The following is a 13,227-nucleotide window of genomic DNA, read 5'->3' as shown; positions in this document are numbered from 1 at the left end:
TTGCCTAGCCATGTACTTTGCAAAATAAAAGTTACTTCATCAGCGATCAGGCTGAGGGAGCCAAACCATCATGAACCGCCCTTCTCATCACGGCCGCCGCCGTTCTCCTCGCGACCACCACCTTCGGCGCCGCGGCCCAGGCCGGCGACATCGCCCCTGACCCTCCAAGGGCGTGCAGCCCAAGGGCGGCAGATCCTGGTCACCGTGCAGTCGCGCGACCAGTACATGCAGCGCGCCCAGACCTCGGGCGCCATCGTCGACGGCGCCTCCAGCGGCGAGGTCAGGGGTCCGCCTGCCCAACGTGCCGGACGGCGACTACGCCGTCTCGGTGCTGCACGACGTCGACGGCAATTTCGACATGACGACCGACGCGACCGGCAAGATTACCGAGGGCTGGTCGACCGTGAACGCCGCCGCGCTGCGGGCCAAGCCGACCTTTGATCAGGTCAAGGTCTCGGTGAGCGGCGACGCGGCGATCAGCGAGACGATGATCTATCCGAAGTAGTCGTCGTCACGCCGGGGTGACGTCGCGCCCGTCGAGCGGTACAGAGACCGCCCGATCCCCTCAGATATGTGACGTCACCCCTTGCGACTGCCCCAGGCTCGACTCGACCAGGTTCTCGACCGTTTCCGCGAAGTGGAGGCCCGCATGGGCGCCGCCAGCGACGGGGCCGAGATCGTCAAGCTCTCCAAGGAGCACGCCGAGCTGCGGCCGGTGGCCGAGGCTGTGCAGACCCTGGCCAAGCTGGCCGCCGAGCGCGCCGACCTCGAGGAGATGGCCGCCGATCCCGAAATGGCGGCCATGGTCCGCGACGAGATCCAGGTGCTGGACGAGAAGCTGCCCGTGCTGGAGCGCGAGCTGGCCCTGATGCTGGCCCCCAAGGACAAGGACGAGAACGCCTCCGCCATTCTCGAAGTGCGGGCCGGCACCGGCGGCGACGAGGCGGCCCTGTTCGCCGGCGACCTTTTCCGCATGTACCAGCGCTATGCCGTGCTGCAGGGCTGGAAGGTCGAGATCGACAGCGTCTCCGAGGGCGAGATGGGCGGCTACAAGGAAATCATCGCCTCGGTCACCGGCGACGGCGTGTTCGGCCGCTGGAAGTTCGAAAGCGGCGTGCACCGTGTGCAGCGCGTGCCGGCCACCGAGGCCCAGGGCCGCATCCACACCTCGGCCGCCACGGTCGCGGTGCTGCCCGAGGCCGAGGATGTCGAGATCGAGATCAACGAAAGCGACCTGCGCATCGACACCTATCGCTCGTCGGGGGCCGGCGGCCAGCACGTCAACAAGACCGACTCGGCCGTCCGCATCACCCACCTGCCCACCGGCGTTGTGGTGACCTCGTCGGAGAAGAGCCAGCACCAGAACCGCGCCCGGGCGATGAAGAACCTCAAGGCCCGGCTCTATGACATGCAGCGCGAAGCCTTGGACACCGCCCGCTCCGACGCCCGCAAGGGTCAGGTGGGCAGCGGCGACCGCTCCGAACGCATCCGCACCTACAATTTCCCGCAGGGCCGGGTGACCGATCACCGCATCAACCTGACCCTCTACAACCTGGCCAAGGTGATGGAGGGCGACGCCCTGGACGACATCATCAAGCCGCTGATCGCCGAGGATCAGGCCGCGCGCCTGGCTACCCTGGAAGACGGCTACGCCTGACCGCCCGGCCCGAACCGGGCCTTAGAGACGCTTCTTCATCACCAGGAACTTGAGATCGTCGGTCAGGGGCCGGCCGAAGCGCTCGTCGCCATAGGGGAAGGGCTCCTCGTCCCCGGTGAGCTGAAAGCCGCGACGCTCGTACCAGGCGATCAGGGTGTCGCGTCCGGCGATCACGGTGATCTTCAGGCTCTGACCGCCCTCGGCCCGGACATGGGCCTCGCAGGCGTCGAGCAGCCTGCGCCCCAGCTGGCCGTCCTGGCGGGTGGGGCTGACGGTCAGCATGCCCAGGGTCCAGGCCGGACCGCCCAGCGGCTCCAGCCAGACGCAGGCCACGACCGGGCCGTCGGGGACGTCGCTCAGGGTCAGGATCATCGCGCCGGGTTTGGCGGCCAGGTCGGCGCGCAGGGTGGCGGGATCGGTGCGCTGGCCGGCCAGACGCTCGCCCTCATGGGTCCAGCCGGCCTGGGCGCTCTGACCGCGATAGGCGGAATTGACGAGGGCCGCGATGGCGTCGATCTGGCCATCTTCGGCGCGGGCGAGAAACATCGATGGGGTGTCCAGGCTTGCGAAAGGCCCAACTTAGGGCCTGTCGTCGCCGCGCGAACCCCCGGGCGGCGAAAAAGGCGGCGGGGCCCGCCGCCGGAAGGTGGTGCTCCAGGCCTGCCGGCCGACGCGGCGAACCATGCCGGCCTCGCGGCGGATCACCTCCCAGGGGTGGAAGGCCAGGCCTACCGTGTCGGCCATGGCCGCGCCGCGCGCCCCCATCGGCTGCTCGGGACCGGTGGTGGAGTCGCTGGCGGTCTGGTGTTCGATCTCGGCGTTCAGTTCGGCCCCGACCAGCACCGCCAGGATCGAGAACCAGACCCAGACCATGAAGGCGATCACCGCCCCGAGCGGTCCATAGGTGGCGTCATAGTGGGCGAAGCGATTGACATAGATCGAGAAGCCCAGAGAGCCGCCGAGCCAGGCGCCGGCCGCGAAGACCGAGCCGGTAAAGACCCAGCGCCAGCGGGCCTGGGTTCGACTGGGCGCGAAGCGATAGAGGAAGGCGAAGGCCACGGCGGTCAGGGCCAGGACGGTCAGCCAGCGCAGCGGAATCCACATCCCGGCGATCGGGCCCAGGCCCAGACGCTCAAAGGCGATCGGGACCGCGATCAGCACCGCCGCCACCGCCGCCGCATACAGCACCGCGCACAGGGTGAAGACGTAGGTGAGGGCGATTCGGGCGATGAAGTTGCGCTTCTCGGTCTCGTCATAGACCACGTTCAGGCCGTCGAAGAGCGCCTGCATGCTGGCGTTGGCGCTCCAGATCGACAGCAGCAGGCTGATCAGGAAAGCGACGCCGAGCTTGGCCTGTTCCTGGCTGGCCAGTCGCAGCATCTGCTCGCCGACGATCTGGATGACGCTGGCTGGAAAGACCCCCGACATCTCGCGCAGTTGCCGCTCCACAGCCCCGACATCGGCGAATAGGCCGTACAGGGACACGAAGGCGCCGATGGCCGGGAAAAGGGCCAGCAGGGTGTAGAAGGTGACGCCGCCGGCCACCACCGGCAGGCGGTCGACGCTGATCTCGCGACCGGTGCGCCAGGCGATGTCGCGCCAGCCGCGCCAGGGAATGCCGCGCGGAGATCGCGCCGCCCGGCCGCGTCCGGGCTCGGCGGCGTCGAAGTCCTCGGGCGGCAGGCGGCGATCCTCGCTGAGGCCCGGCGGCGGCGGCGTCGGGGCGAGCCGACGCGGAAAGGCGAACGGCGCCAGGGCCAGCAGGGCGATCCAGGGCGCCAGGTGGTAGGGGCGCGACGCGACCCACGACCGTAACCGGCGTGGGCGGGCGGGATCAGTCATGGTGCAGCCTCCGACCTTGGACAATTCCCGGCGACGACAGGCGTTCCGCGCCTTGCCACGATCGGCGCGGTCGCGGAGGGTGGCGGCATGCAAGCCGTGATTACCCGGATCTGTCGTCACCCCGTCAAGGGCTTTACGCCCGAGCCCCTGGAGGCGGCCGTCCTGACCGCCGGGGCCTGCTTCCCCTGCGACCGGCTCTATGCCGTCGAGGACGGACCCAGCGGCTTTGATCCCGCCGCCCCGGTGCACATCTCGAAGATGAAGTTCACGGTGCTGGCCAAGATCCCGGCCGTGGCCAAGGCCCGCACCGCCTATGACGAGGCGACCGGGGTGTTTCGCGCCACGGCTGATGGGCAGCCCGACTTCGCCGCCGACCTGGACGACGCCGCGGGACGGGCCGGGTTCGAGGCCTGGCTCAGCGCCCTGCTGGGTGAGCGGCTTTCAGGCCCGTTGCGGGTGATCGAAGGTCCCGGCGCCCACCGGTTCATGGACAGCCGCAGCGGCTATGTGTCGGTGATCAACCTGGCCAGCGTGCGCGACCTCGAGACCCGGCTGGGCGTGCCAGTCGATCCGCTGCGCTTCCGCGCCAACCTCTATGTCGAGGGCTGGCCGGCCTGGGTCGAGAACGACTGGACGGGCCGAACCCTGGCCCTCGGCGAGGCGCGGGCCCAGGTGCTCAAGCCGATCGTCCGCTGCGCCGCCACCCATGTCGACCCGGTCACCGCCGAGCGCGACATCGAGGTGGTCAAGGCGCTGTTCGAGCACTACGGCCACCTGAACTGCGGGATCTATCTGAATGTCACCGAAGGCGGGCGCGTGGCGGTGGGGGACGCGGCGGAGCTCGAAGAGTTTCACATCCCGTCGTAGTCGCGCTGATTGCGCGGCGGGAGGCCATAACGGCTCAGGCGCCCCGCCTGTCTTCACGAGCCCTTTGCGCAAGAAGGCTACGTCGGCTCCCTTCCTGGGGCGCCGACGCCCAAAATCGTACAATCCTCAATCTCGCCCTGGGCGTCGCAAAGGTCTATGGGAGCGACCATGACCCTGACCCTCGTCAAAGCCTGGACCGCCGCCAAGGAGCGTCTGAAGGACGCCGGCATCGATCAACCCGCCATCGATGCGCGCCTGATGCTGGAGGTGGCCGCCGACGTCACCCGCACCGACATCATCACCGATCCCTATCGGCTGCTGACCCAGGAACAGTTCGACACGCTGGACTCCTATCTCGAGCGCCGCACGCGCCGCGAGCCGGTCAGCCACATCATCGGCCGCAAGGGCTTCTGGAAGATCCTGTTACAGGTCAACAAGAACGTCCTGACCCCGCGTCCCGAGACCGAGGTGATCGTCGACGAGGTGCTCAAGGCCTTCCCGGAAGGGATGAGCTTTCGCATGCTCGACCTGGGCGTGGGCTCGGGGACCATCCTGCTGGCGGTGCTGGCCGAGCGGCCGGCCGCCAAGGGCTTGGGGATCGACGTGTCGGAAGAGGCCCTGGCCGTGGCCCGCGAGAACGCCGCCAATCTGGACCTCAACACCCGCTGCGCCCTGTTGCGCGGCGACTGGACAGCTGGTCTGGCCGACGCCGAGTTCGACCTGGTGGTCTCCAACCCGCCCTATATCGCCAGCCACGTGATCGAGACCCTCGAGCCCGAGGTCCGCGACCACGAGCCGCGCCTGGCCCTGGATGGCGGCCCCGATGGCCTGGACGCCTATCGCCTGCTGGCGCCCGAGGTGCTGAGGGTTCTGAAGCCCGGCGGCATGTTCGCCGTCGAGATCGGTTTCGACCAATCCGAGGCGGTCGAGATCCTGTTTCGCCAGGCCGGCGCCGCCAATGTCCGCACCGTCAAGGATCTCTCCACCCATGACCGCGTGGTCACCGGGGTGAAAAATCCCTTGGAAAGCCCTGCGTGAGGCGCTAGACGAAGAGTGTCTCCTTCCAAATCGCCGGGTGACGGGAAAAGCGGCCATTCCTGATGGTCGCGACGCTCCGCCGGCAGGCGCGAACGGCCGACCAGGCCGATCGCCGCGCCCCAACCGGGCGGAGGCTCTACGGAAACCAGCGTCTCTAGAAACTCGAAGGCAGGACCAAAACGGTCCACCCCGTCTCAAGAGATCAAACAGCCGGCATCGCCAGGCGACGGCCGGACAGGTTCAAAAGAGAAGATGAGAGATTTCAAGGGCATGAAGCGCCAGCGCGGCCGCAACAATCGCGGCGGCAGCAGCAGCGGCGGTAAGCCTCAGCAACACAACGCCAACCGGGCCTTCGATTCGAACGGCCCCGACGGCGTCAAGGTTCGTGGCGCGGCCCAAAGCGTCTACGAAAAATACCAGCAGCTGGCCCGCGACGCGACCTCGTCCGGCGACCGGGTTCTGGCCGAGAACTATCTGCAGCACGCCGAGCACTATTTCCGCGTCCTGCGCGCCATCCAGCCGAATCGCCCGGTCAGCGACATCATCGGCAAGGACGCCTATTCAGCCTACGAGATCGACTTCGAAGCCGAGCCCGAGGAGGCCGAGGCCTCCCAGGTCGAGACCCAGACCGAGTCATCGGGCGAGGGCGACAACGACCAGGGCGAAGGCCGCCGCGACCGCTTCGAGGGTCGGCAACGCGACGAGCGTCCGCGCGATGATCGTCCCCGTGATGAACGCCCGCGGGAAGACCGCCAGCGCGACGACCGTCCCCGCGACGGCGAGCCGCGCCGCGACCGTTTCGAGGGGCAGGGTCAGCAAGGTCAACAGGGCCAGCAAGGCCAGCAAGGCCAACAAGGCCGCCGCGACCGTTGGCGCGAACGCGATGAGCGCCCCCGCGACGACCGTCCCCGGGATGACCGTCCCCGCGACGACCGCCCCAGAGATGACCGTCCCCGCGACGACCGCCCCAGAGATGACCGCCCCCGCGAGGATCGTCCCGTGACGACCGTCCGCGCGAAGATCGTCCTCGTGACGATCGCCCCAGAGATGATCGTCCCCGGGATGATCGCCCTCGCGACGACCGTCCCCGTGACGACCGCCCCGCGAAGATCGCTTCCGTGACGATCGCCCCGCGAGGAGCGTCCCGTTCGCGAGGACCGGCCCGCGCGCGAAGAGCGTCCCGTCGCTGTCGAAAGCGCCGAGGGCGAGGTTCGCCGCGACCGTCCCCGCCGCGACCGCGCGCCGCGCGACCGCGATCCCATGGCGGTGATCGAGCCCGAATCCACCCCGCTGACCGCTCCTTCAGCCGCCAGCCCGGCCTCGCCGATGCTGCGCAGCCACGACGGCGACGTCAGCCATGCCCCGGCCTTCCTGGGTCGCAAGACCCGCGCCGAAGTTCCGGTCGAGGCGGCCCCGGCCGCGCCCGCCGCGGCTTCGGACAGCGACGCCCCGGCCAAGCCCAAGCGTCGCCGCGCCCCCCGGGTGTCGGAAGCCGCCTCGGGCGCTGACGAAACCTAGAAACCTTCCCATCATCCTCCGCGATCGGCGGGGGATGATGGCGTTTCGGCCGGCGCGCTCTGGCCAAGCCGCCTGACGGCCGCCTGGCCGCGCTCTGAGCTTGTGAAGATAGAGCCATTTTGTCCGGGTCTGAGGTTTCCATCCGACCCTGAAAGGCTCTAGCCTCGCCCCACACATTCCGGGGGCGACCATGCGCGGCAAGACCAAGATCTTTCTCCTGACCACGGCGACCGCCGCCCTGGCCCTGACGGGCGTCGCCCGCGCCCAGAGCGCCGACGAGACGGCCTTTCGCGGCCTCTACAAGGAGCTGGTCGAGATCAACACCACCGCGTCGGTCGGCAGCTGCACGGCGGCCGCCGAGGCCATGGGCGCGCGGCTGAAGGCGGCGGGCTTCCCCGACAGCGACGTCCGGGTGCTGGCCCCGGCCGAGTTTCCCAAGTTCGGCGCCCTGGTCGCCACCCTGCACGGCAAGGATCCCAAGGCGGGCGCCATCCTGCTCCTGGCCCATATCGACGTGGTCGAGGCCAAGCGCGAGGACTGGGTGCGCGACCCCTTCAAGCTGGTCGAGGAAGACGGCTTCTTCTATGCCCGCGGCGTCAGCGACGACAAGGCGATGGCGGCCATCTTCACCGACAGCCTGATCCGCTATCGGCAGGAGGGCTTCAAGCCGCGCCGCGACCTCAAGCTGGCCCTGACCTGCGGCGAGGAGGGCGGCCCGTTCAACAGCGTGCCCTGGCTGCTGGAGAAATATCCCGAGGTGATGAAGGCTGATTTCGCGCTGAACGAGGGCGACGACAGCCAGCTCGACGAGAAGGGCCAGCCCCGGCTGCTGGGCATCCAGGTCGGCGAGAAGGTCTATATGGACTACACTCTCGAAGTGACCAACGCGGGCGGCCACTCGTCGCGGCCGCTCAAGGACAACGCGATCTATCATCTGGCCAATGGGCTGGCGCGCCTGGGGGCCTACGATTTTCCGCTCGCCCTGAACGACGCCACCAAGGGCTATTACGCCCAGAACGCCAAGATCGAGCCCGACGCCGAGGTGGCGGGGGCCATGCGGGCCATGGTCGCCAATCCCAACGACGCCGCCGCCGCCGCCATCCTGGCCCGCGATCCGGGTCGCAACAGCATGATGCGCACCACCTGCGTGGCCACCATGGTCGAGGCCGGCCATGCGCCCAACGCCCTGCCGCAGCGCGCCAAGGCCAATGTCAATTGCCGCATCCTGCCGGGCAACGACCCCAAGGTGATCCGCGACCAGCTGGAAGCCATCGTCGCCGACCCGGCGATCACGGTCGCCCTGGCCGCCGAGCCCGACCCGGTCAGCCCGCCGCCGCCGCTGACGGGTCGGATCATGGACCCGGCCAGCAAGGTCGCCGCCAAGATCTGGCCCGGCGTCCCGTTCATCCCCGCCATGCTCACCGGGGCCACCGACGGCCGCTTCACCAACGCCGCCGGCATCCCGACCTATGGCCTGTCGGGCCTGATGTCGGGGGTCGATGGCGACCACATCCACGGCCTCAACGAACGCATCCAGGTCAAGGCGCTGATGAACGGCCGACGGTTCCTCTACGAGGTGGTCAAGCTTTACGCCGACGGGAAGTAGGGCGGCGGCGACAGGGCGATTGAGCGGCTCGCGCGACGCGGCTAGAGCTTGGGTCCAGACTTTCGGAACCTCCTCATGCGCCACGTTCTCCCGCTTGCTCTCATCGCCCTGGCCCTGTCGGCCTGCGCCTACAATCCCGACCTGGGTCGTCAGCAGCTCCTGATCGTCGGCGATTCTGGTCTGGCCGCCGCCGGCGAGAAGGCGTGGAAGGACACCCTGCGCACCAGCCATCTGTCCAGCGACGTCGATCGCAACGCCCGGGTCCAGGCCGTCGGCGCGCGGGTGGTGGCGGCCGCCGGCCTGTCCGACCGATCCTGGGACTATGTCGTCCTGCTGGACGAGGCGCCCAACGCCTTCGTCCTGCCCGGCGGCCATGTCGGGGTCACGGTCGGGCTGCTGGACCTGGCGGCCAATGACGACCAGCTGGCCGCGGTGATCGGTCACGAAGCCGCCCATGTGGTCGCCCGCCATGCCGCCGAGCGCCAGTCCCAGTCTGCGGCCTCGCGGGTGCTGCTGGCCGGGGCCGAGGCGGCGGCTGGAGAGTCCAGTCAGCTGGGTCGCGGTCTGAAGGCCTATGGCGACGACGCCAGCCGGTTGGCCTTCCTGTTGCCGTTCTCGCGCCAGCACGAGCTGGAGGCCGACCGCCTGGGCGTCGACTACATGCGGCGGGCCGGCTATCGGCCGCGCGAAGCCGTCGCCCTGTGGCGGATGATGCAGGTCCAGGGGGATTCGGGCGCGCCGCAGTTCCTGTCGACCCACCCTTCGGACAGCGTCCGTATCGCGGCGCTCGAAGCCTATCTGAGCAGCCGGGGCTGGTGACCGTAAGCAGGCGCTTATCCGCCGCGCCGTAAGCGACCGGTCAATGGTCGCGACCGCTTCCCCCCTGTTCCTGAACCCCGTCGCAACATGATGGAGGTTCCCATGCGCAGTCTGTTTGTCGCCCTTCCCCTTCTGGCCCTTGCCCAACCCGTCCTGGCCCAGCCCCGCCTCGGCGATGTGATCGGGCCGGACAGGGCCCGGGCCCAGGCCAGCCTCGCCGCCGAGGGCTATCGTCTGACCGAGTTCGAGACCGAGCATGGTCGGCTGGAGATCAAGGCCGTCAAGGACCAGGCGCGACTGGAGATCCTGGCCGAGGCCCGCACCGGCAAGGTGCTCAAGGTCGAGGCCCGCAAGGGGCGGGGAGACCGCGAATGACCGGCGCCGTGCCCGCGGTGCGGCGCTGGGATCCCCTGGTGCGGATCACCCACTGGGGAATCGCGGCGGCGGTGGTCGCCAATGGCCTGATCACCGAAGGCGGATCGCAGATCCATGTCTGGATCGGCCTGGCCGTCGCCGGCCTGCTCGCCCTGCGCCTGGTCTGGGGGATCATCGGTCCGGTGGAGGCGCGGTTCGCGTCCTTTCCGCCCAGTCCGCGCCGCGCCCTCGACCATGTGCGCGACATCCTGGCCGGCCGCCATGTCCATCACCGGTCGCACAATCCCCTCGGCGCCCTGATGGCCTATGCCCTGTGGGCCGCCTGGCGGTGGTGATAGCCACCGGGGTGACCATGACGGGCTTTCCCCCGAAGGTTGACGCCGAGGGCGGCGAACGGCCCCGCCGCCGTGGCGACGGCCATGACCGAGGCGGACGAAGAGGCCGGCGAGGGTGAAGGTGAAGCCGAAGGCGAGGGCGAGGGCGGCGAGCTCGTCGAGGAGGTCCACGAGATCGCGGCCAACCTGCTGCTGGCCCTGGCGGCCCTGCATCTGCTCGGTGTCGCGTTCGAGACCCGCCGCAGCGGTCGTCAGATCGTCTCGGCGATGATAGGCGGGAAGGGCAAGACCAAGGAGACCTGATGGCCAAGTCGCGTCGCGCCCGCGTCCCGTCCTGCCCTGGGAGACCGCCTGGCCACGGCGGTCTCCGTCGTCGTCGCCGTTCAGGCCATGGCCGCGGTGTTCTTCATCGGCGACGCTCTCGCCGATATCCGCAACGCCGGACCCAGTCCGCATATCGTCATCGAGGCGCTGATCGCCCTGGCCCTGCTGGCCGGGGTGGCGGTCGGGGCGCTGCAGGTCCGCCGGATGTGGACCGAGGGCCGACGCCGGCAGGCGGCGCTGGCCGTGGCGGCCGGCGCCCTCAGCGCGGTGGCCGCCCAGCGCTTCCGCGACTGGCGACTGACCCCGGCCGAGGCCGACGTGGCGGTCTTCGCCCTGAAAGGGATTCGACGTGGCCGAGATCGCCGTCCTGCGCGGCTCGGCGACCGGCACGGTTCGCGCCCAGCTGGCGCGGGTGTATGAAAAGGCGGGGGTGAACTCGCGCGCGGCCCTGGCCAGCCTGTTTCTCGAGGATCTGATGTCCGCGCCCTTGATCCCGGTCCCCGCCCCGTAACCTCGGCAGGGGGACTTTGTGTTGCATACTAGCCACACTACATCCGCTGGGCCGGGTTGTGCTTGATCAAGGCGACCCGTCCCGAGCCGCCTAAAAGGGGACCCCATGAAGATCGATCTCTATACCGACCGCGCCAAGCAAGCCGTTCAGTCCGCCCAGAGCCTGGCTCTGGCGCGAGGCCATCAGCAGCTGGGTCCCGAGCACCTGCTCAAGGTGCTGCTCGAGGAGAAGGACGGGTTGTCGCGCAACCTGATCCAGGGGGCGGGCGGCCGTCCCGACGCCGCCGACGCCGCCACCGACGCGCTGCTGGCCAAGACGGCCCGCGTCGACGGAGCCGGCGGCCAGCTCTACATGAAGCCCGACACCGCCCGGGTGTTCGAGGCCGCCGAGGCCGGCGCCAAGGCGGCCGGCGACGCCTTCGTCACCACCGAGCGCCTGCTGATCGCCATCGCCAAGGAAGGCGGCGACGGGGCCAAGATCCTCAAGGACGCCGGGGTCTCGGCTCAGAGCCTGGAGGCCGCCGCCGCCGCCGTCCGCAAGGGCCGCACCGCCGACAGCGCCAGCGCCGAGGAAGGCTATGACGCCCTCAAGCGCTATGCCCGCGACCTGACCCAGGCGGCCCGCGACGGCAAGATCGACCCGGTGATCGGCCGCGACGAGGAAATCCGCCGCACCATCCAGGTGCTCAGCCGCCGCACCAAGAACAATCCCGTCCTGATCGGCGAGCCGGGCGTGGGCAAGACCGCCATCGTCGAGGGCCTGGCCCAGCGAATCGTCGAGGGCGACGTGCCCGAAAGCCTGAAGGACAAGAAGCTCTATTCGCTCGACATGGGCAGCCTGATCGCCGGCGCGAAATATCGCGGCGAGTTCGAGGAGCGGCTGAAGGCCGTGCTCGGCGAGGTCACCGCCGCCGAGGGCTCGATCATCCTGTTCATCGACGAGATGCACACCCTGGTCGGGGCCGGCAAGGGCGACGGGGCGATGGACGCCTCCAACCTGCTCAAGCCCGCCCTGGCGCGCGGCGAGCTGCACTGCGTCGGGGCCACGACCCTGGACGAGTACCGCAAGCACGTCGAGAAGGACGCGGCCCTGGCCCGCCGGTTCCAGCCGGTGTTCGTCAGTGAACCGACGGTCGAGGACACCATCTCGATCCTGCGCGGCCTGAAGGAGAAGTACGAGGTGCACCACGGCGTGCGCATCAGCGACTCCGCCATCGTCGCCGCCGCCACGCTCAGCAATCGCTACATCGCCGACCGCTTCCTGCCCGACAAGGCGATCGACCTGATCGACGAGGCGTCCAGCCGCGTGCGCATGGCCATCGATTCCAAGCCCGAGGAGCTCGACGAGATCGACCGTCGCCTGGTGCAGCTGAAGATCGAGCGCGAGGCCCTGTCCAAGGAAACCGACTCCGCCTCCAGGCAGCGCCTGGAAAAGCTTGAAGATGAAATCGACGAGCTGCAGGGCCAGTCCGACGCCATGACTTCCCGCTGGAAGGCGGAGAAGGACAAGGTCGGCGGCGCCGCCCAGGCCCGCGAGGCCCTGGACCGCCTGCGCGCCGACTTGGCCGCCGCCCAGCGGGCCGGCGACTTCGCCCGGGCCGGCCAGATCCAGTACGGCGAGATCCCCGCCCTGGAACGACGTCTGGCCGAGGCCGAGGGCGGCGAGACCGCCACCAGCGCCAAGCCCCTGACGCCCGAAGTGGTCGACGCCGAACAGATCGCCGCCGTGGTCAGCCGCTGGACCGGGGTGCCCGTCGAGAAGATGCTGGAAGGCGAGCGCGAGAAGCTCCTGCAGATGGAAAACGTCCTGCGCGGCCGCGTGGTCGGCCAGGACGAGGCCCTGGAAGCGGTGTCCGACGCGGTGCGCCGGGCCCGGGCCGGCCTGCACGATCCGTCCAAGCCGATCGGCAGCTTCCTGTTCCTGGGCCCGACGGGCGTGGGCAAGACCGAGCTGACCAAGGCCCTGGCCGCGTTCATGTTCGCCGACGAGGCCGCCATCACCCGGATGGACATGAGCGAGTACATGGAAAAGCACTCGGTCAGCCGCCTGATCGGGGCCCCTCCGGGCTATGTCGGCTATGACGAGGGCGGCGCCCTGACCGAGGCCGTGCGGCGTCGGCCCTATCAGGTGATCCTGTTCGACGAGGTCGAGAAGGCGCACCCCGACGTGTTCAACGTGCTGCTGCAGGTGCTCGACGACGGTCGCCTGACCGACGGCCAGGGTCGCACGGTCGACTTCCGCAACACCCTGATCATCATGACCAGCAATCTGGGCTCGGAGTTCCTGGCCAACCAGCCGGACGGCGAGGATGTCGAGGCGGTGCGTCCGCTGGTGA

At 69.3% G+C, this 13,227-nt stretch carries 13 protein-coding genes and 1 pseudogene; 12 read left to right on the top strand and 2 right to left on the bottom strand.

All coding sequences use genetic code 11. The features are described from left to right. Positions 1-172: 172 nt before the first annotated feature. Both CSW58_RS15590 and prfA read left to right on the top strand, forming a co-directional pair. The gene (locus tag CSW58_RS15590) at positions 173-505 is read left to right on the top strand and encodes a DUF2141 domain-containing protein (RefSeq protein ID WP_099446191.1); all 333 of its coding nucleotides are present in this window, start codon (positions 173-175) and stop codon (positions 503-505) included. Between the two features lie 81 nt (positions 506-586). Next, a complete protein-coding gene (gene prfA, locus CSW58_RS02610) occupies positions 587-1,657 on the top strand; it encodes a peptide chain release factor 1 (RefSeq protein WP_099446190.1) in 1,071 nt (356 codons plus the stop codon). A gap of 21 nt (positions 1,658-1,678) precedes the next feature. On the opposite strand, the gene CSW58_RS02605 is transcribed toward prfA, so the two are convergent. Both CSW58_RS02605 and CSW58_RS02600 read right to left on the bottom strand, forming a co-directional pair. Then, entirely contained in the window at positions 1,679-2,203 is a 525-nt protein-coding gene (locus tag CSW58_RS02605) for a GNAT family N-acetyltransferase (protein ID WP_099446189.1), read from the bottom strand. 33 nt (positions 2,204-2,236) lie between these two features. Beyond that, entirely contained in the window at positions 2,237-3,499 is a 1,263-nt protein-coding gene (locus CSW58_RS02600) for a YihY/virulence factor BrkB family protein (protein ID WP_099446192.1), read from the bottom strand. An 87-nt stretch (positions 3,500-3,586) separates the two neighbouring features. On the opposite strand from CSW58_RS02600, the gene CSW58_RS02595 reads away from it, so the two are divergent. The 10 genes and pseudogenes from CSW58_RS02595 to clpB all read left to right on the top strand — a co-directional run. Next, a complete protein-coding gene (locus CSW58_RS02595) occupies positions 3,587-4,366 on the top strand; it encodes an MOSC domain-containing protein (protein ID WP_099446188.1) in 780 nt (259 codons plus the stop codon). A gap of 168 nt (positions 4,367-4,534) precedes the next feature. After that, complete coding sequence (gene prmC, locus CSW58_RS02590) at positions 4,535-5,404, top strand: peptide chain release factor N(5)-glutamine methyltransferase (protein WP_099446187.1); 870 nt, start codon at positions 4,535-4,537, stop codon at positions 5,402-5,404. 252 nt (positions 5,405-5,656) lie between these two features. Beyond that, positions 5,657-6,526: a DUF4167 domain-containing protein gene (locus CSW58_RS02585; RefSeq protein ID WP_236627611.1), complete on the top strand. Its 870-nt coding sequence runs from the start codon at positions 5,657-5,659 to the stop codon at positions 6,524-6,526. Positions 6,527-6,664: 138 nt separating this feature from the next. Next, positions 6,665-6,922 (top strand): hypothetical protein, encoded by a 258-nt coding sequence (locus CSW58_RS14715; protein WP_236627610.1) that lies wholly within the window; start codon positions 6,665-6,667, stop codon positions 6,920-6,922. A gap of 190 nt (positions 6,923-7,112) precedes the next feature. Beyond that, on the top strand, positions 7,113-8,528 hold the full coding sequence (locus CSW58_RS02580; RefSeq protein WP_099446186.1) for a M20/M25/M40 family metallo-hydrolase: 1,416 nt from the start codon (positions 7,113-7,115) through the stop codon (positions 8,526-8,528). Between the two features lie 75 nt (positions 8,529-8,603). After that, a complete protein-coding gene (locus tag CSW58_RS02575; protein ID WP_099446185.1) occupies positions 8,604-9,347 on the top strand; it encodes a M48 family metallopeptidase in 744 nt (247 codons plus the stop codon). A 102-nt stretch (positions 9,348-9,449) separates the two neighbouring features. After that, the gene (locus CSW58_RS02570; RefSeq protein WP_161494543.1) at positions 9,450-9,722 is read left to right on the top strand and encodes a PepSY domain-containing protein; all 273 of its coding nucleotides are present in this window, start codon (positions 9,450-9,452) and stop codon (positions 9,720-9,722) included. Then, positions 9,719-10,360 (top strand): annotated as a pseudogene (locus tag CSW58_RS02565) (cytochrome b/b6 domain-containing protein). Before CSW58_RS02570 ends, CSW58_RS02565 begins: the two are co-directional and overlap by 4 nt. 87 nt (positions 10,361-10,447) lie before the next feature. Beyond that, positions 10,448-10,801, top strand: a complete 354-nt coding sequence (locus CSW58_RS02560) for a hypothetical protein (RefSeq protein WP_236627609.1) — start codon at positions 10,448-10,450, stop codon at positions 10,799-10,801. Positions 10,802-10,997: 196 nt separating this feature from the next. Continuing rightward, the coding region (gene clpB / locus CSW58_RS02555) for an ATP-dependent chaperone ClpB (RefSeq protein ID WP_099446183.1) at positions 10,998-13,227 on the top strand (2,230 nt) is incomplete at its 3' end.

Origin of the sequence: Caulobacter sp. B11 (assembly GCF_002737765.1) — a bacterium.
Lineage (GTDB): Bacteria > Pseudomonadota > Alphaproteobacteria > Caulobacterales > Caulobacteraceae > Caulobacter.
The sequence above is the reverse complement of the archived record's forward strand: the minus strand, read 5'-3'. Positions and strand labels throughout refer to the sequence as shown.

Excerpts from the sequence above, each read along its gene's own strand:
- CSW58_RS02605 (WP_099446189.1), bottom strand. The coding sequence starts at position 2,203 with ATGTTTCTCGCCCGCGCCGAAGATGGCCAGATCGACGCCATCGCGGCC.
- CSW58_RS02600 (WP_099446192.1), bottom strand. The coding sequence starts at position 3,499 with ATGACTGATCCCGCCCGCCCACGCCGGTTACGGTCGTGGGTCGCGTCG.
- CSW58_RS02595 (WP_099446188.1), top strand. The coding sequence starts at position 3,587 with ATGCAAGCCGTGATTACCCGGATCTGTCGTCACCCCGTCAAGGGCTTT.
- prmC (WP_099446187.1), top strand. The coding sequence starts at position 4,535 with ATGACCCTGACCCTCGTCAAAGCCTGGACCGCCGCCAAGGAGCGTCTG.
- CSW58_RS02585 (WP_236627611.1), top strand. The coding sequence starts at position 5,657 with ATGAGAGATTTCAAGGGCATGAAGCGCCAGCGCGGCCGCAACAATCGC.
- CSW58_RS14715 (WP_236627610.1), top strand. The coding sequence starts at position 6,665 with ATGGCGGTGATCGAGCCCGAATCCACCCCGCTGACCGCTCCTTCAGCC.
- CSW58_RS02580 (WP_099446186.1), top strand. The coding sequence starts at position 7,113 with ATGCGCGGCAAGACCAAGATCTTTCTCCTGACCACGGCGACCGCCGCC.
- CSW58_RS02575 (WP_099446185.1), top strand. The coding sequence starts at position 8,604 with ATGCGCCACGTTCTCCCGCTTGCTCTCATCGCCCTGGCCCTGTCGGCC.
- CSW58_RS02570 (WP_161494543.1), top strand. The coding sequence starts at position 9,450 with ATGCGCAGTCTGTTTGTCGCCCTTCCCCTTCTGGCCCTTGCCCAACCC.
- CSW58_RS02560 (WP_236627609.1), top strand. The coding sequence starts at position 10,448 with ATGGCCGCGGTGTTCTTCATCGGCGACGCTCTCGCCGATATCCGCAAC.